Here is a 17,606-nt window from a genome sequence, read left to right as displayed (position 1 = left end):
GGTGGGCGGGGCGGAGGCCCCGTCTAGGTGGCGAGTGGGCAGCGGCTGACGGCGTCGGCCAGCGGGCGGCCGCCCGCGTCTGGCAGGCTGGTAGCCGTGCTGACGATGCCGGTACGCCAACTGGGGGAGTCGGAGCGCCGCGCGGTCGAGCGGCTGCTCGACCTCGACCCCTTCGCGGGCGCGCAGGTCGCCGAGCGGGTCGCCGCCCGCGGCCTCGCCTGGTGGCGGGCCGAGGGGCGGATCCTGGGGTACGGGGGCCGGCGCAACCTGGAGTCGATCTGCTGGCTGGGCGGCAACCTCACCCCGGTGCTCGCCTCGGAGCCGGCCGTCGCCGCCTTCGCCGACCAGCTCGCCGCCGAGGAGCGGCTCTGCTCCTCGATCGTCGGGCGGGCCGACGCGGTGCTCGGCCTCTGGGACCGGCTCTCCGACCACTGGGGCCCGGCCCGGGACGTCCGCCCCAACCAGCCGCTGCTGGCCACCGACGCGCTGCCCCCGGTGGCCGGCGATCCGCAGGTGCGCCGGGTGCGCGGCAACGAGATCGACCGGCTCTTCCCGGCGGCGGTGGCCATGTACACCGAGGAGGTCGGCGTCTCGCCGCTGGCCGAGGACGGCGGACGGGCCTACCGGCGGCGGGTGACCGACCTGGTGCGGGCCGGCCGGGCGTACGCCCGCTTCGCCGACGGCCGGGTGGTCTTCAAGGCGGAGCTGGCGGTGGTGACCCGGCGTACCGCCCAGGTGCAGGGGGTCTGGGTGGCGCCCGAGTGGCGGGGGCGGGGGATCGCCACGGCGGCGATGGCGGCGGTGGTGCGCGATGCGCTGCTGCGGGTCGCGCCGACCGTGAGCCTCTACGTCAACGACTTCAACCTGCCGGCCCGCCGGGTCTACGAGCGCTGCGGCTTCCGGCCGGTCGGCACCCTCGCCACCGTGCTGTTCTGACGGCCTTCTCGCCGGCCATGGCGGGGATCACGCCCGCCGGAGATCCGAGAACCGGACGCGCGGCGCTAGGCTGGGCATGTTTTTATACTGACCAGTCAGTACAAGCATGTCGGGATGGTGGATGAAGATCGTCGAGGCGCGCGGGCTCGGCCTGCGTACCCGCCGGGGCTGGGTGTACCGGGACGTCGACCTGACGGCCGAGGCGGGTGAGCTGCACGCCGTCACCGGGCCGCCCGGCAGCGGGCGTACCTCCCTGCTGCTCGCCCTGGCCGGCCGCTTCCCGCACAACGAGGGCACCCTGCGCACCCGCGGACCGGCCGCGCTCGGCCAGGTCGCCGGGGTGCACGAGCCCGATCCCGCGCTCACCGTCGCCGAGCATATCCAGGAGCGGCTGCTGCTGCTCGGGCCCGTACCGCGCCGCCGTCGGCAGCTGGTGCCGGTGGCCGCCGTCCGGGCCCGGCGGGCGTACCGGCGGGACGCCTTCGCCGCCGCGATCTCCGGGGCGGGCTTCACCGACGTACCCCTCGATCCGGACGTGCGCGGCCGCGACCTCACCCCGCAGCAGCGGCAGGTCCTCGGCCTGGTCCTGGCCACCCTGAGCGGCCCGAGCCTGATCGTCGCCGACGACGTGGACGCCGGCTCGGACGCCCCGGAACGGGCCTGGCTCTGGGCCGCCCTGGCCCGCCTCGCCGGCCAGGGGTACGCGGTGGTGGCCAGCGCCCGCGCGGTCGAGCCCGGCGCCCCGGCCGTCGTGCACCGGATCGGTGACCCGTCGCTGCCGGTCCGTCCCGACCTGAGCCTCCCGGCCGCCGCCGTCCCCGCGCGCACCGTCGCCGTTCCCGCCCAGGCCGTCCCCGCGACCGCCGATCCGCAGGCCGCAGCCGATGCCGGCCCGGAAGACGCCGCGACCGCCGACCCCGCCGCCCCCGACACCGAGGTGCACCGATGAGCGTCTTCCGCCTCGCCCGCTTCGAGCTGCGCCGGCTGACCCGGGGCCGGCTGCCCCGCGCCGCGCTCGCCGTGCTCACCGTGATCCCGCTGCTCTACGGCGCCCTCTACCTCTACGCCTTCTGGGACCCGTACGCGCATCTGGACCGGATCCCGGTGGCGCTGGTCAACGCCGACCGGCCCGCCACCGCCGGCGACGGCAGCGTGGTGCACGCCGGACAGGACCTCACCGACGAGCTGCTCGACCGCAAGGTCTTCGGCTGGACCGTGACCACCGCCGACGACGCCGCCGCCGGGCTGCGCAGCGGCCGTTACCACCTGGTCTTCTCCATCCCGGCGGACTTCTCCGCCACCCTGGTCGCCACCCCGGAGCCGGACCAGCCGGCCCGGCGCGGCGAGCTGAGGGTGGTCAACGACGACGCCACCAACTACCTCTCCGGCCTGCTGGGCCGCTCCGCGTTCAGCGAGATCCGGGCCGCCGCCGCGGAGAGCACCGCCAGCGGCTACTTCGACAAGATGCTGGTCGGCTTCACCGACCTCAAGGCCGAGACCGGCCGGGCCGCCGACGGCGCCGGGCAGCTCGTCGACGGGCTCGGCGCCTCGCAGGACGGTGCCGGGCAGCTCGTCGACGGGCTGAACCGGTCGGAGGCCGGCGCGGGGCAGCTCGCCGACGGGCTGGACCGCGGCGCCCAGGGCATCGACCAGCTCTCCTCCGGCCTCGACAAGCTCCGCACCGGGGCGACCCAGCTCGCCGACGGCAGCGCCCAGGCGGCCACCGCCACCCGGGCCGCCGCCGACAAGGTGGACGCCCTCGCCGACCGGGCCGAGCCGTTCCTGCGCGACAACGCCGACGAGATCGGCACCGCCGCCACCGTCATCGCCGAGGGCGCCGACGCGCTGGCCGGCGGGCTGGACACGCTGCCGGAGCAGGCCGACGACGTGCTGACCCAGGCGCGCAAGGTCGCCGACCGGCTCGACGCGCTCGTCGCGGCGCACCCCGAACTCGCCGACGACCCGGCCGTCACCGCCGCCCGCGCCGCCGCCGGCAAGGCCGTCGCCCGGGCCGAGGAACTGGCCGCCACCATCGACCGGACCGACCTGGCCGCGCTGCAGAAGCAGATGCGGGAGGTCGCCGCCGCGGCCCGCGAGGTGGCCGCCGCCGCGCCGCACCTCGCCGACGACGTGGCCGGTGCCAAAACCAAGGTGCACCGGCTCGCGGACGCCATCGACAAGATCGCGAAGGGCAACGCCGAACTGCGGGACGGGCTGGGCGAAGCCGCCGGTGGGGCCCGCGAGCTGCGGGGCGGGCTGTTCCGGCTCGCCACCGGCGCCCGTGACCTCGACGGCGGGCTCGCCCGGCTCAGCGGCGGCGGCGACCGCCTCGCCGCCGGCCTGACCAAGCTGGAGGGCGGCGCCGGCCGGCTCGCCGACGGGCTGGCCGCGGGGGAGAAGAAGATCCCCGGGTACGACGACGCGGCCGACCGCGCCGGCATCCTCGGTGACCCGGTCTCGCTCAACCGCACATCGGAGCACCCCGCCGGCTCGTACGGCGTCGGCTTCGCCCCGTACTTCCTCGGGCTGGCACTCTGGGTCGGCGCGATGATCACGTACATGCTGCTGCGGCCGGTGAACCGGCGGCACGTGATGTCCGACGCGCCCGCCTGGCGGGTCGCGCTCGCCGGCTGGCTGCCCGCCGCGGCGATCGGGCTGGCCCAGGCCGGGGTGCTCTTCACCGTGGTCACCCTGGTGCTCGGCCTCGACCCGGCGCACCCGGCGGCGACGCTCGGGCTGCTCGCCCTCATCTCGCTGGCCTTCACCGCGATCATGCAGTGGCTCGGCGCGCAGCTCGGGCCGGCCGGTCGGCTCGCCTCGCTGGCGCTGCTGATGCTCCAGCTCACCTCCTCCGGCGGCACCTACCCGGTCCAGACCTCGCCCGGCTTCTTCCAGGCGATCCACCCCTGGCTGCCGATGACGTACGTGGTGCAGGGGCTGCGGCACACCGTCAACGGCGGGTCGTCGGCGACCGTGCTCACCGCCGCCCTGATCGTCGCCGCCTTCGGCTCGGCGGCGCTGCTGCTCACCGTCGGCGCGGCGCGCCGGTCCCGGCGACTGACCCCGGCCAAGCTGCACCCCGAACTGACCATGTGAGGATGCTGATGGGCCGGACGGCGGTACGAGAGCACGCCTTCTGCGGTACGGGCCGGTCGGGCGGACGGGGAGGGCGAGTGACGGACGGACGGTCGCGGCGGCGGGAGGACACCCGGCAGCGCCTCTTCGTGGCGGCGGTGGAACTCATCGCCGAGCAGGGCTTCTCCGCCACCACGGTGGACGACATCGCGGCTCGCGCCGGGGTGGCCAAGGGCACCGTCTACTACAACTTCGAGTCCAAGACGGTCCTCTTCGAGGAACTGCTGCGGCACGGCATCGGCCTGCTGACCGCCGACTTCCGGGCCGCGGTGGCCGGCCTGCCGCCGCGCGAGGCGCTCGCCGCCCTGGTCCGGGCCGAGCTGGAGTACATCCGGCGCTACCGGGCCTTCGCGCAGCTGCTGCTGTCGGAGATGTGGCGGACCAACCGCGAGTGGCAGCAGACCCTGCGGCTGCTGCGCGGCGAGGCGATCGAGGTGATCGCCGACACGGTCCGAGCCGGGGTGGCCAGCGGGGACCTCCCCGCCGACCTGGACGTGCGGACCGCCTCCTCGGCGCTGTTCGGCGTCGGCCTGGTGGTGGCCGTGGACTGGCTGGTCTTCCAGCCCGACCGGCCGATCGAGGACGTACAGGAGGCGCTGCTCGGCATCGTCCGGCGGGTCGCCCAGACCTGACCTTCGACACATCCGGGCAGGTCGCAGGCGGCCGGGGCGCGGTAAATGCGTTGAATGGTCGCGGCCCGAGGACCAGGCTGGACCTACCGCCACCACCCCGAGTCCCGGAGGGACCCTCCCATGCGCCTGCTCCGTGATCTCTGGGTCACCGCGCCACGCCGGATGGCGGTGGTGGTCGTGCTGATCGTGCTCGGGGCCGCCGGGCAGGCCGCCGCCGCGGCTCTGGCCGGCCCGGTCCTGGTGCACCGGTCCACCGGCTTCTTCGCCCTGCTGGTGCTGGCGCTGGTCGCCGCCGTGCTCAGCGACCTCGTCATCGGCCTGCTGATGGCCGGGCTCACCGCCGACTGGTCCGCCGACGTCCGCCGGCGGCTGTGCCGGGTGGCGCTCGGTCAGGACCTCACCACCCTGGAGACCACCCCGGTCGGCGAGCTGCTGGACCGCATCGACAACGACGTCTACCAGGTCGCCTCCGAGCTGCGGAACACCGGCGTCCGGCTCGTCCAGGGGCTGGCGGTCTGCCTGCTGGCCACGGTGAGCGCCCTCTTCGTCTGGTGGCCGGCCGGGGTCGGCATGGTCCTGCTCACCGCGCTGCTCGGCGTCGCGCTGCGCCGCCCCACCGCGCGCATCGCCCCGGCCCGGATGGCCGAGGAGGAGGCCTGGTCGGACCTCGCCGCCGTGATGGAGGAGGCGGTCCACGGCCAGGACGACGTGCGGACCAGCCTGGCCCGCCCGTACGTGCTGCGCCTCTACGCCCGGCGGGCCGCCGAGGTGCTGGCCCGGTGCCGGCGGGTGTTCCTGATGTCCGCCCGGGTCACCACGATCGCCGCCGGTGCGGTCCGCGCCGGCATCGCCGCCGTCGTCCTCGGCGGCGCCTGGGCGCTGGCCACCGGCCGCATCGACGGCGCCCGGCTCACCGCGATCTGGCTGCTGGCCATCGCCTTCGGGGCCACCGTCGAACACCTCGCCCGCTGGGTGCCCCACCTGCAGTACGCGCTCGGCGCGTGGGCCCGGGTGCAACTGCTCTCCGACGCCCGCCAGGAACCCGTCGGCGGGGCGGCCCCGGCCGACGGCGACCTGACCGTGCGCGGGCTCACCTTCCACTACCCGGCCGGCGGGGACGGCGACCGGGGGCCGGCGCTGCGCGACATCCGGCTCACCTTCGCCCGCGGCCGGTCGTACGCGCTGGTCGGGCGGACCGGATCGGGCAAGTCGACCCTGGCCAAGGTGCTCACCCGCGCGGTCGACGTGCCGCGCGGCACGGTCTTCCTCGGCGACACCGACCTGGTCGACCTGGACGTCGAGCAGCTGCGCCGCTGGGTCGCCGTGGTCCCGCAGCGCACCGAGATCCTGGCCGGGACGCTCGCCGAGAACGTCGCGCTCTTCGACCCCGACCTGCTCGACGACGCCACCCGGGCGCTGGAGGAGCTGGGGCTGGCCGGCTGGATCGCGGAGCTGCCCGACGGCGTCCGGACCCGGCTGGGCGAGGGCGGGCACGTGCTGTCGGCCGGGCAGGAACAGCTGGTGGCGTTCGCCCGGATCCTGGTCCGCGACCCGCACGTGGTGATCCTCGACGAGGCGACCGCGCGGCTGGACCCGGTCACCGAGACCCGGGTACGCCAGGCCACCGAGCGGCTGCTCACCGACCGGATCGGCATCGTCATCGCCCACCGGCTCTCCTCGGTGCGCCGCTGCGACGAGGTGGTGGTGATGGCCGACGGGGCGGTGCTGGAGGCCGGGCCGCTGCGCGAGTCGCAACGCTTCGCCGAGCTGCTGGCCAGCAGCCACGCCGCCGCGTACGCCCCGGCCGGCGCCGCTCGGGGCGGGGTGGACCTGCTGCCCGGGCCGCGCGATCCGTGGGAGGCCGACGCCCCGGCGGCCGCGCCGGTGGAAGTGGCGCGGCCGGCCACCGTGGCCGTGCCGAAGGCCGACCCGCCGCCACTGCCCGCCGCGCCACCCGCGCGCACCATGCGGGAGATCCTCCGGCTGGGCACCAACGACCCGAGGTACGGCCTGGTCTCGGTCGCCATGTTCGTCGCCATGACGCTGCTCGGCCTGGACGGCGCGGTGCTGCCCTGGCTCTGGGCCGACGTGGTCGACGGCGGCAGCCCGTGGCTGCCCGCGCTCGGCATCGCCGCCGCGCTGCTGGTCGTCCTGCCGCTGCCCTTCTTCACGAACCTGTGGTTCCCCCAGTGGTGGGTACGCCAGATGCTGCGGATCAGCCTGCGCCTGGTGCACGGGCAGACCGGGGCGCGCCGGGTCAGCGGGCACACCCCGGCGGAGGTGGTCGCCCAGGGCGGCGACACCGAGCGGGTGGTGCAGCTCGCCGACAACCTGATGGACCAGTTCATCGCCCTGGCGATCGTGGCCACCATGACCGCGGTGACCGGCAGCCTCGTACCGGCGCTCTTCTTCGTCGGGACGATGGTGGTCTCCGGGCTGGCGGCGACGCTGTTCGGGCCCCGGCTGGAGCGGTCCGCGCGGGGCACCGTCGCGGCGCGGGCGGCCTTCGCCACCGCGCTGGTCTCGGCGCTCTCCTCGGCCCGCACGGTGAAGCTCGCCGGCGCGACCCGGCCGGTGCTGACCCACCTGGCGGCGCTGGACACCGTGCGCAGCGACCGGCAGCGCCGGGAGATCTCCGCACAGGTGTGGGCGCGGTCCACTCCGTCGCTGGTCAGCGGCCTGCTGCCGATCGGCGCGTGGGCGCTCTACCTGGCCGGCGGGCTCTCCGCCGGGGCGACGCTGGTGGCGGTCTCCACCCTCGGCGCGGCCCGCTGGTTCGCCTGGACCACCGCCTCGCTGGTCTCGCACTACCCGTCGGCCCGGGTGTGGACCCGGCGGACGACGGCGATGTGCGGGGTCGGGACGTACTCGGCGGCGGTGCCCGGGGTGGACCTGGCCGCCGGCACCGCGCCCGCGCCCGTGCCGCCGGCCCGGCGTCCGCTGCGCCGGCTGGAACTGGCCGGCTTCGGTGCGCTGCACTCCGACGGCACCCTGGCGGTGCGCGACGTCGACCTGACCGTGGACCGGGGTCAGCTGGTGCTGGTCGTCGGGCCGGTCGGCTCCGGCAAGTCCTCGCTGCTGCGCGCCCTGGCCGGGATCGTGCACCACACCGGCAGCCTGCGCTGGAACGGCGAACCGGTGACCGAGCCGGAGCTGTTCCTGCGCCCGCAGCAGGTCGGGTACGTCGGGCAGCTGCCCCGGGTGCTCTCCGGCACGGTCGCCGACAACATCGCGCTCGGCCACGAGGTCGACGCGGCCGGGGCGGTGGCCACCGCGCAGCTCGACCACGACCTGGCCGCGGCCGGGGGCGGGCTCGGCCTGCTCATCGGGCACAAGGGGACCCGGCTCTCCGGCGGGCAGTTGCAGCGGTTGGCGCTGGCCCGGGCGCTGGCGCCGCGTACCGAGCTGCTGGTCGCCGACGACGTCTCGTCCGCGCTGGACGTCACCACCGAGCTGGCGCTCTGGGCGGCGCTGCGCGAGCACGGGGTGACCGTGGTCGGCTCGACGTCGAAGCGGGCGGCGCTGGTCCGGGCCGACCGCGTGGTGGTGCTGCAGGACGGGGTGGTCGCCGCCCAGGGCCCCTGGCGGGACCTCGAGGACGACTGGAGCCACCTGGCCGGCTGACCGGCGGCGCGCTCGGCCCCGGCCCGTCCCGTGCCCGGCCCGTCCCGTGCCGCCCCCGCCCCGGCGCGCAACCGCCCCCATTTGCGGCGTGTCGGGGTGTCTGCGCGGCGGAACACCCCGACACACCGCAAATCGGCCTGCGGGTCGGCTGTCGGCGGGTCTTCGGCAGGGCCGCGCCCAGCACGGGCGGGATCGCGCCGCTCCCGGCGGCGGTCGGCTCCTGTTTGCGGCGTGTCGGGGTGTCCGCGAGGCGGGATACCCCGACACGCCGCAAACGGGGCCGGCCATGGGCCGGTCGTGGGCCGGGTGGGGCGGTGTCCACGCGCGGAGGTCAGAAGGCGCGGTCGTACTGGTCGGGCCAGGCGGGGTGGGCGCCGAGCTTGGCGGCGGCACGGCGGGGCCAGTACGGGTCCCGGAGCAGTTCCCGGCCGAGCAGCACCAGGTCCGCCTCGCCGCCGGCGACGATCTGCTCGGCCTGCTCCGGCTCGACGATCAGGCCGACCGCGCCGGTGAGGACCCCGGCGTCGCGCCGGATCCGGGCGGCGAGCGGCACCTGGTAGCCGGGGCCGACCGGGATGCTCGCCCGGGCGGCCGCCCCGCCGGAGGAGGCGTCGACCAGGTCGACCCCGGCGGCGGCGAGTTCACCGGCGAGCACGACGCTGTCGTCGACGGTCCAGCCGCCCTCGACCCAGTCGGTGGCCGAGATCCGGGTCAGCACCGGCACCCGCTCGCCGACGGTGGCGCGGACCGCGCGGGCCACCTCCAGGGTGAGCCGCATCCGGGCGCTCCGGTCGCCGCCGTAGCCGTCGGTGCGGTGGTTGGTCAGCGGGGACAGGAACTCGTGCAGCAGGTAGCCGTGGGCGGCGTGGATCTCCACCGCTTCGAAGCCGGCGTCCACGGCCCGGCCGGCGGCGGTGGCGAACGCGGACACCACGCGGGCGATCCCGGCCTCGTCGAGCGCGGCCGGCCGGCGGTAGTCGGGGAGGAACGGCTCGCTGCCGGGGCCGACCGGGGTCCAGCCGCCCTCGGCGTCCGGCACGCCGCCGCGCCGTTCGGCCCACGGCCGGTACGTCGAGGCCTTGAACCCGGCGTGCGCGAGCTGCACCGCCGGCACCGCGCCCTGCGCGGCGACGAATCCGGTGACCGGCCGCCAGGCGTCGACGTGGGCGTCGGACCAGAGCCCGGTGTCCTGCGGGCTGATCCGACCCTCGGGAACGACCGCGGTGGCCTCGGTGAGGATCAGGCCGGCACCGCCGACGGCGCGCGAGCCGAGGTGGACCCGGTGCCAGTCGGTGGGCAGGCCGTCCGGGCCGGCGCTGTACTGGCACATCGGGGCGAGGGCGACCCGGTTGGGCAGGGTGACCGCGCGCAGGGTCAGCGGGGTGAACAGGGCACTCATGAGGTGATCCTCCGGCAGAGGCGACGGGCGGGACCCGCCGGGGAGGGCCCGGCGGGTCCGGTGGTGCGTGCGGAGCCGGATGCAGTCCGGCCGTCCACGGGCTCGGGTGCGTTTCCGGCCACCGGAGCGACCGGAAACGCACCCGGAGAACGGCTCAGGCGGGAACCGGGGCCAACTCGTCGGAGCGGGTCGGCCGCTGCTCCTCGGCGTCGATCAGCTCACGCCGACCGGCCGAGTCGTACGCGGCGCGGTCCAGGGTGCCCTCCCGGGCGGCGACGATGGTCGGCACCAGCGCCTGCCCGGCCACGTTGGTGGCGGTGCGGATCATGTCCAGGATCGGGTCGATGGCCAGCAGCAGACCGGCGCCGGCCAGCGGCAGGCCCAGCGTGCTGAGGGTCAGGGTGAGCATCACGGTCGCGCCGGTGAGGCCGGCGGTGGCCGCCGAGCCGACCACCGAGACGAAGGCGATCAGCAGGTAGTCGGTGACGCCCAGGTCCACCCCGAAGATCTGCGCGACGAAGATCGCCGCCAGGGCGGGGTAGATCGACGCGCAGCCGTCCATCTTCGTGGTGGCGCCGAAGGGCACCGCGAAGGAGGCGTACTCGCGGGGGACGCCGAGGCGCTCGACGGAGCGCTGGGTCACCGGCATGGTGCCCACCGAGGAGCGGGAGACGAAGGCCAGCTCGATGGCCGGCCAGGCGCCGGCGAAGAAGCGCAGCGGGTTGAGCCGCCCGACCGCCACCAGCAGCAGCGGGTAGACCACGAAGAGCACGATCGCGCAGCCGACGTAGACGGCGGTGGTGAACTTCGCCAGCGGGGCGATCAGGTCCCAGCCGTACGAGGCGACGGCGTTGCCGATCAGGCCGAGGGTGCCGATCGGGGCGAGCCGGATGACCCACCAGAGCGCCTTCTGCACGATCTCCAGCAGCGCGCGGTTGAGCGCCACGAACGGCTCGGCGGCCTCGCCGACCAGCAGCGCGGCGGCGCCCACCACCAGGGCGAGGAAGACGATCTGGAGCACGTTGCCCTCGACGAACGCGCCCACCGGGTTGGTCGGCACGATGCCGGTGAGGAAGTCGGTCCAGGAGCCGGTCTTCTTCGGGGCGGTGGCACCGGCCAGGTCGAGGGTGACCCCCCTGCCCGGGTCGGTCAGCAGGCCGAGGCCGATGCCGAGGGCGACCGCGATCAGGGCGGTGGCGCCGAACCAGAGCAGCGTCTTGAGGGCCAGCCGGGCGGCGTTGGCCACCCCGCGCAGGCTGACCACGCTGACCACGATGGCGGTGAAGACCAGCGGCGGGACGGCCAGCTTGAGCAGCTGGACGAAGAGGCCGCCGACGGTGTCGAGGGTGCCGGCCAGCCAGCTCAGGTCGTTGGCGCGGGCGACGAAGCCGAGCGCCACGCCGAGGACGAGGCCGAGCAGGATCTGCACGGAAAAGGGGATCTTGCGCAGGGCGGAAGGCATGGGGATGTGTCCAAGACTGGAGAGGGTCGGAACGGGGCAGCGTCAGGAGAGCGGCTGCGCCGGACAGACGCCGCTGGCCTGCAGTCGGAGATCGACGTACAGGCGCACGGTGAGGTGCCAGACATTGGTCATCGCTCGCCGAGGCTACTCGCGGCCGGTGCGCAACTGGAAGGAGCGCAGGGCGTGAGGCTCCTTACAGAGGGTGTTTCCGGTCCGTTGACCGCTTCGTCACGGCCGGCTCCCGGCGCAGGCCCAGCACCGTCGCCGCCGCCAGGCCCCAGCCGACGGTCACCGCCAGCAGCACCCGCTCCAGGCCACCCACCAGCCCGCCCCGCCCGACGACCAGCATGGCCAGCGCGATCGCACCGGAGAGCGGCATGGCCAGCGCCCCGCCCAGGGCCGAGACCCGCCGCAACGCGGCCGGTGCCGCCCGGGACCAGGCCAGCGCCAGCATCGCGAAGACCACCGCCGCCACCGCCGCGATGCTCGAACCGCCGTGCACCAGGTCCGCCACCGTCGCCGCCTCGAACGGCGGCAGCGGACAGCCGGCGCTGCACCGCACCACCCCGGAGAGCAGGGTGAACACGCTGCCCGCGCCGAGCAGCACCGCGGCGGCCCGCAGCGCCGCCGGGAGCGCGGCGGCGAGCAGCAGCAGCGCCGCGGCCAGCGCGAAGACCCCGATCCGGTACGTCGGGGCGTAGCGGCTGGCGGTGACGCCGGCCTCGCTGACGTACCCGGTCAGGCCCGGACCGGGACCGGCGACCACGGCGACGGTCACCGCGACCGTGCCGGCCAGCAGGCAGCCGGCGGCGGCGGACGCGGCGGCGACCCGGGCGGGGCGGACGGCCCGGTCCGGCTCAGCCACGCCCGTGCGGCGTCGTCCAGCCGTGCAGGTCCGGGCCGAGCGGCACGACGCGGGTCGGGTTGATCATCTCGTGGGTGGCGTAGTAGTGCCGCTTGATGTGGTCGAAGTCGACCGTCTCTCCGAAGCCCGGCGTCTGGAACAGGTCCCGGGCGTACGCCCAGAGCACCGGCATCTCGGTCAGCTTCTGCCGGTTGCACTTGAAGTGCCCGTGGTACGCCACGTCGAAGCGGACCAGCGTGGTGAAAAGCCGCACGTCCGCCTCGGTGATCTGCTCGCCCATCAGGTAGCGGCGCCCGGCGAGCCGCTCCGACAGCGCGTCCAGCCGGGCGAAGAGCGCGGTGTACGCCTCGTCGTACGCCTCCTGCGAGGTGGCGAAGCCGCACCGGTAGACCCCGTTGTTGACGTCGGCGTGGATCTCGGCCATCAGCGCGTCCATCTCCGGGCGCAGCTGGACCGGGTAGAGATCCGGCGCGTCCGGTGCGTGGAAGCGCCGCCACTCGGTGGAGAAGTCCAGCGTGAGCTGGGGGTAGTCGTTGGTGACCACCCGCCCGGTGAGCGTGTCGACCAGCGCCGGCACGGTCACTCGCCCGGTGTAGTCCGGGTCGGTGGCCAGGTACGCGTCGGAGAGGAAACCGATGCCCAGCACCGGGTCGAAGCCGTCCGGGTCGAGGCTGAACCGCCAGCCCCGCTCGTCCCGGATCGGGTCGACCGTGCCCAGCGAGATGACGTCCGCCAGGCCGAGCAGGTTGCGCACGATCCGCGCCCGGTGCGCCCACGGGCAGGCCCGGCACCAGATCAGCCGGTAGCGGCCCGCCTCCAGTGGCCAGCGGTCCTGCTCGTCCGGCCCGCCTCCGGGCGGGGAGGTCGAGTGCGGGGTGACCCGACCGGTGAACCGGTTGGGCTGGCGGACGAAGGCACCCCCGCCGGCGGTCTCTGCGCTGAACTGGGCCCGGGCCATGCCGTCAACCTATCCGCTCGGCGCGCGGATATCCTGGCGCTCGGGCGTCCCCGCGACCCGGGCCGACGCGCCGCCGCCGAGCCCCTTCCCACCCCCGAAGGACAGCGCCGATGACCGTGGCATACCTCGTGGCCGGAGTCCGCACCCCGATCGGCCGGTACGCCGGCGCCCTCGCCGGGGTCCGCCCCGACGACCTGGCCGCGCACGTGATCCGCGAGCTGGTCGCCCGCCACCCGTCGGTGGACTGGGCCCGCACCGACGACGTGGTGCTCGGCTGCGCCAACCAGGCCGGCGAGGATAACCGCAACGTCGCCCGGATGGCGGCGTTGCTCGGCGGGCTGCCCGAGGAGGTGCCCGGCAGCACCGTCAACCGGCTCTGCGGCTCCGGGCTGGACGCGCTGGCCATCGCCGCCCGCTCCATCGTGGCCGGCGAGGCCGACCTGGTGGTGGCCGGTGGCGTGGAGAGCATGAGCCGCGCGCCCTTCGTGATGCCGAAGGCGGCGACGCCGTTCGCCCGCACCGCCGAGGTGTACGACACCACCATCGGCTGGCGGCTGGTGAACCCGCTGATGAAGGCCGGCTGGGGCATCGACTCGATGCCGGAGACGGCGGAGAACGTGGCCGCCGAGTTCGGCGTGGACCGGCTCGCGCAGGACGAGTTCGCGCTGCGTTCCCAGCAGCGGGCCGCCAAGGCGCAGGCCGACGGCCGGTTCGCCGAGGAGATCGTGCCGGTGACCGTGCCGGCCGGGCGGCGCGAGACGAAGCTGGTCGAGGTCGACGAGCACCCCCGGGAGACCTCGCTGGAGAAGCTCGCCGCGCTGCCCACCCCGTTCCGCGACGGCGGCACGGTGACCGCCGGCAACTCCTCCGGCGTGAACGACGGCGCGGTGGCGCTGCTGGTCGCCTCCGAGGCGGCGGTCGCCCGGTACGGGCTGACCCCGCTGGCGCGGCTCGGCGGGGCCGCCGCGGCCGGCGTACCGCCGCGGATCATGGGCATCGGCCCGGTGCCGGCCACCCGCAAGCTCCTGGACCGCCTCGGTGTGGGCCTGAGCGAGGTCGACGTGGTGGAGCTGAACGAGGCGTTCGCGGCCCAGGGCGTGGCCGTGCTGCGCGAGCTGGGCCTGCCGGAGGACGCCGAGCACGTCAACCCCAACGGCGGCGCCATCGCGCTCGGCCACCCGCTCGGCGCCAGCGGCGCCCGGCTGGCGCTGACCGCCGCCCTGGAGCTGCGGCGCCGGGGCGGCCGGCGGGCGCTGGCCACCATGTGCATCGGGGTGGGGCAGGGCATCGCGCTGATGCTGGAGTCCGCCGCCTGACCCACGCGCGGCGCGTACGCGTCGGCGTGCCGCAGAGACCGGGGCGCCGCCAGGTCCCGGCCGCTGCGGGCGGGCGCGGGATCTCGTGCCCGAATGTGGATCTCCCGCGCTTGCGCGGACGCGCATAGAGTGGTCAGCACCACACGATCCGCGGGTCGGCCGGTGTCGCCTCCGCGTGTCCGCGCGCGTCCGGACACCGGTGCCCTCCCGCGCCGCGGCGACGAACTGGGGCGAAGCGATGCAGATGCCGGACGGACTTCCCGCCGAGATAGACCTGAGCCGGCCGAGCGCGGCCCGCGTCTACGACTACTTCCTCGGCGGTGCGCACAACTTCGAGATCGACCGGCAGCTCGCCGAGCAGATCGCCGGCATGACCCCGAACCTGGCGGCCACCATGCGCTCCGGGCGGGAGTTCCTGCGCCGGGCCGTCCGGGTGCTGCTCGACGCCGGCATCGACCAGTTCCTCGACATCGGCTCGGGCATCCCGACCGTCGGCAACGTGCACGAGGTGGCGCAGGCCGCCAACCCGCAGGCCCGGATCGTCTACGTCGACATCGACCCGGTGGCGGTGGCGCACAGCCTGGAACTGCTGGCCGGCAACGACCGGGCCACCGCGATCCACGCCGACCTGCGGGAGCCGAAGCTGATCCTGGACGAGGCCCGGGCCAGCGGCCTGATCGACTTCAGCCGCCCGGTCGGCATCCTGCTCGCCGGGGTGGTCCACTTCGTCCCGGACGCCGACCGCCCGGGCGACATCCTCGCCGCCCTGCGGGCCGCCGCCGTGCCGGGCAGCTTCCTGGTCCTCTCCCACTCCACCTTCGAGGACCAGCCGCAGGAGATGCTCGACGCGCAGCGGCTGTCGGCGCGTACCGCCACCGAGATCACGCTGCGCTCCCGTGCCCAGGTCACCGGCTTCTTCGGCGACTGGACGATCCTGGAGCCGGGCGTGGTGCACATGCCGCTGTGGCGGCCCGACTCACCCTCCGACGTCGACGAGCACCCGGAGCGGTTCGGCGCGTTCGGCGGCGTCGCCCGGTACGTCCGCGCCGCCGGCTGAGCCCGACATGGCCGGCGTCCCGGATCTCGACGGGGACGACCTGCACCGCCCCGGCGCTCAGCGGTACGCCGCCGAGTGGGCCAGGGCGGTGCGTCGGCTCGGTTTCGTGCCGCTGAGCGCGGCCGAGACCGAGCGGCTGCTGCTCGTCCACACCGTACGGCTGGGCCAGGCCGTGCTGGCCGGCGAGTTCTCCGCCACCGCGGCGGAGGACGTGGGCCGGGCGCTGGTGGAGGCGCACCTCACCGAGCCCCGGGTGCTGGACTGGTCGGTGCACGCCCTCGGTGACCGGTTCCTGGCGCAGGTGCTGCCGGCCCGGGCGCACCGGGCCGACGCCGCCGCCCGGGTGGCGGCGTTGCAGGGGGCGCTCGCCGCCGGGTTCGCCCGTGCCCTGCGCAACCGGACCTTCGCCCAGCAGGAACGCATCGCCCGCTCGGCGTGGCAGGCCCGCGACGCGGTGGAACGGGCGCTGCGCGACAGCGAGGCGCGCTTCCGCGCGGTCTTCACCGGCGCGGCGATCGGCATCGGCATCGCCGGCATCGACGGCCGGATCATCGAGGTCAACCAGTCCTTCGCCGACATGCTCGGCTACCCCAGCGAGGAGCTGCGGCAGCTCAACGTGGCGTCGCTGTTCCACGCCGACGACGCCGCCGGCATGTGGGAGCTCTACCAGGAACTGATCGAGGGCAAGCACGACCACGCCCGGGTGGAGAAGCGCTACCACCGCAAGGACGGCACCGTCGTCTGGACCGACCTGTCGGTCTCGCTGATCCGCCACGACGACGGCCGTCCCCGGTTCACCGTGGCGATGATCGAGGACATCACCGAGCGGTACGAGCTTCAGCAGCGCCTGCGCTTCCAGGCGCTGCACGACCCGCTGACCGGCCTGCCCAACCGGACGCTGTTCTTCGAGACGCTCAGCCGGTGCTTCCACCGGGCCGGCCCGGAGCAGCGCATCGGCGTCTGCTTCCTCGACCTGGACGGCTTCAAGGCGGTCAACGACAGCCTCGGCCACGACCTCGGCGACCGGCTGCTGATCACCATCGCCCGCCGGCTGGCCGACTGCGTGGCCGGGCAGGGTCACCTGGTCGCCCGGATGGGCGGCGACGAGTTCGTCATCCTGGTCGACGGCGGCGAGGGGCTCGACGACGCCGTCGGTGTGGCCGAGCTGGCCCTGGCGGCCGTCTCCGCCCCGGTGCTGGTGGGCGACCAGCAGCTGGCCGTCTCGGCCAGCGTCGGCGTGGTGGAGTGCCCGGCGGCGGAGACCAGCGCCTCCGAGCTGATGAAGGCCGCCGACACCACTCTGTACTGGGCGAAGGCGGAGGGCCGGGGCCGCTGGGCGGTGTACGACCCGGAGCGCAGCGCCGCCGACATCGCCCGCTCGGCGCTCGCCGCCGGGCTGCCGGCCGCCCTGGACCGGGACGAGTTCGTGATCCACTACCAGCCCATCGTGTCGCTGCTGGACGGGGCGATGCTGGCGGTGGAGGCGCTGGTCCGCTGGCGGCACCCGGAGCTGGGGCTGGTCGGGCCGGACCGGTTCATCGGGCTGGCCGAGGAGACCGGCCTGATCGTGCGTCTCGGCGAGTGGGTGCTGGGGCAGGCCTGCCGGGACGCCCGGGCCTGGCACCGCGAGTTCCCGGCGCAGCGGCTGGTGGTCAGCGTCAACCTGGCCGCCCGGCAGGCCGACGACCCGGCCATCGTCGACACCGTGGCGAGCGTGTTGAGCCGGACGGGCCTGCCGGCGGAGCTGTTGCAGCTGGAGCTGACCGAGAGCGCGGTGATGGGCACCGCCGGGGAGCCGCTGCGGTCGCTGCGCCGGCTCGCCGGGCTGGGCGTCCGGCTGGCCATCGACGACTTCGGCACCGGGTACTCCAACCTGGCGTACCTGCGGCGGCTGCCGATCCACTGCCTGAAGCTGGCCGGACCCTTCGTCGAGGGGATCCGGGCCGACGACCCGGACGCCCCGGCCGACCACCGGGACGAGCGCATCGTGGATGCCCTGGTCCGGCTGGCGCACGCGCTGGAGCTGTCGGTCACCGCCGAGGCGGTGGAGACCGGGGCGCAGGCCGAACGGCTGCGGTCGCTGCGGTGCGACACCGGCCAGGGGCGCTGGTTCGGCCCGCCGATGCCGGCGGAGGAGATCACCGCCCGGCTGCGCGGCGGGGAGGCGGCGGCGTGAGCGCCGAGCGGGCGATGTCGGCGGCGCTGCGCTCCGGGTCGTACAC

11 protein-coding genes and 1 pseudogene are annotated in these 17,606 nt (G+C 75.3%); 8 read left to right on the top strand and 4 right to left on the bottom strand.

Going from position 1 to position 17,606, the window contains the following annotated elements; genetic code table 11:
- Positions 1–96: 96 nt before the first annotated feature.
- The 5 genes from ACSNN7_RS25460 to ACSNN7_RS25440 all read left to right on the top strand — a co-directional run bounded on the left by ACSNN7_RS25460 (position 97) and on the right by ACSNN7_RS25440 (position 8,327).
- A complete protein-coding gene (locus ACSNN7_RS25460) occupies positions 97–936 on the top strand; it encodes a GNAT family N-acetyltransferase (RefSeq protein ID WP_436683462.1) in 840 nt (279 codons plus the stop codon).
- 121 nt (positions 937–1,057) lie between these two features.
- Positions 1,058–1,885, top strand: a complete 828-nt coding sequence (locus ACSNN7_RS25455) for an ATP-binding cassette domain-containing protein (protein WP_436683461.1) — start codon at positions 1,058–1,060, stop codon at positions 1,883–1,885.
- Positions 1,882–4,032 carry a YhgE/Pip family protein gene (locus tag ACSNN7_RS25450; RefSeq protein WP_436683459.1) on the top strand — a complete coding sequence of 717 codons (2,151 nt, stop codon included), beginning with the start codon at positions 1,882–1,884 and terminating at the stop codon, positions 4,030–4,032. The genes ACSNN7_RS25455 and ACSNN7_RS25450 overlap by 4 nt, the downstream gene beginning before the upstream one ends.
- A 77-nt stretch (positions 4,033–4,109) precedes the next feature.
- Complete coding sequence (locus tag ACSNN7_RS25445; protein ID WP_179803608.1) at positions 4,110–4,703, top strand: TetR/AcrR family transcriptional regulator; 594 nt, start codon at positions 4,110–4,112, stop codon at positions 4,701–4,703.
- A 120-nt stretch (positions 4,704–4,823) separates the two neighbouring features.
- The gene (locus ACSNN7_RS25440) at positions 4,824–8,327 is read left to right on the top strand and encodes an ATP-binding cassette domain-containing protein (RefSeq protein ID WP_436683457.1); all 3,504 of its coding nucleotides are present in this window, start codon (positions 4,824–4,826) and stop codon (positions 8,325–8,327) included.
- 331 nt (positions 8,328–8,658) lie between these two features.
- Here the strand turns inward: ACSNN7_RS25440 and ACSNN7_RS25435 are convergent, their stop codons facing one another.
- From ACSNN7_RS25435 to ACSNN7_RS25420, 4 genes and pseudogenes are all read right to left on the bottom strand, one after another.
- Complete coding sequence (locus ACSNN7_RS25435) at positions 8,659–9,726, bottom strand: NADH:flavin oxidoreductase/NADH oxidase (RefSeq protein ID WP_436683456.1); 1,068 nt, start codon at positions 9,724–9,726, stop codon at positions 8,659–8,661.
- A 154-nt stretch (positions 9,727–9,880) separates the two neighbouring features.
- On the bottom strand, positions 9,881–11,176 hold the full coding sequence (locus tag ACSNN7_RS25430) for a dicarboxylate/amino acid:cation symporter (RefSeq protein ID WP_436683466.1): 1,296 nt from the start codon (positions 11,174–11,176) through the stop codon (positions 9,881–9,883).
- Between the two features lie 205 nt (positions 11,177–11,381).
- Positions 11,382–11,984 carry a DUF998 domain-containing protein gene (locus ACSNN7_RS25425; protein WP_436683464.1) on the bottom strand — a complete coding sequence of 201 codons (603 nt, stop codon included), beginning with the start codon at positions 11,982–11,984 and terminating at the stop codon, positions 11,382–11,384.
- Positions 11,963–13,011 (bottom strand): annotated as a pseudogene (locus ACSNN7_RS25420) (glutathione S-transferase family protein). Before ACSNN7_RS25420 ends, ACSNN7_RS25425 begins: the two are co-directional and overlap by 22 nt.
- A 110-nt stretch (positions 13,012–13,121) precedes the next feature.
- Here ACSNN7_RS25420 and pcaF point away from each other — a divergent pair.
- The 3 genes from pcaF to ACSNN7_RS25405 all read left to right on the top strand — a co-directional run bounded on the left by pcaF (position 13,122) and on the right by ACSNN7_RS25405 (position 17,560).
- Positions 13,122–14,327, top strand: a complete 1,206-nt coding sequence (pcaF, locus tag ACSNN7_RS25415; RefSeq protein ID WP_436683455.1) for a 3-oxoadipyl-CoA thiolase — start codon at positions 13,122–13,124, stop codon at positions 14,325–14,327.
- Positions 14,328–14,565: 238 nt separating this feature from the next.
- On the top strand, positions 14,566–15,384 hold the full coding sequence (locus ACSNN7_RS25410) for an SAM-dependent methyltransferase (RefSeq protein WP_436683454.1): 819 nt from the start codon (positions 14,566–14,568) through the stop codon (positions 15,382–15,384).
- Between the two features lie 7 nt (positions 15,385–15,391).
- Positions 15,392–17,560, top strand: coding sequence for a putative bifunctional diguanylate cyclase/phosphodiesterase (locus tag ACSNN7_RS25405; protein WP_436683453.1), 2,169 nt, complete (start codon positions 15,392–15,394; stop codon positions 17,558–17,560).
- The last annotated feature ends 46 nt before the right edge of the window (positions 17,561–17,606 follow it).

This window comes from Micromonospora sp. URMC 105 (assembly GCF_051386295.1).
GTDB lineage: Bacteria > Actinomycetota > Actinomycetes > Mycobacteriales > Micromonosporaceae > Micromonospora.
The sequence above is the reverse complement of the archived record's forward strand: the minus strand, read 5'-3'. Positions and strand labels throughout refer to the sequence as shown.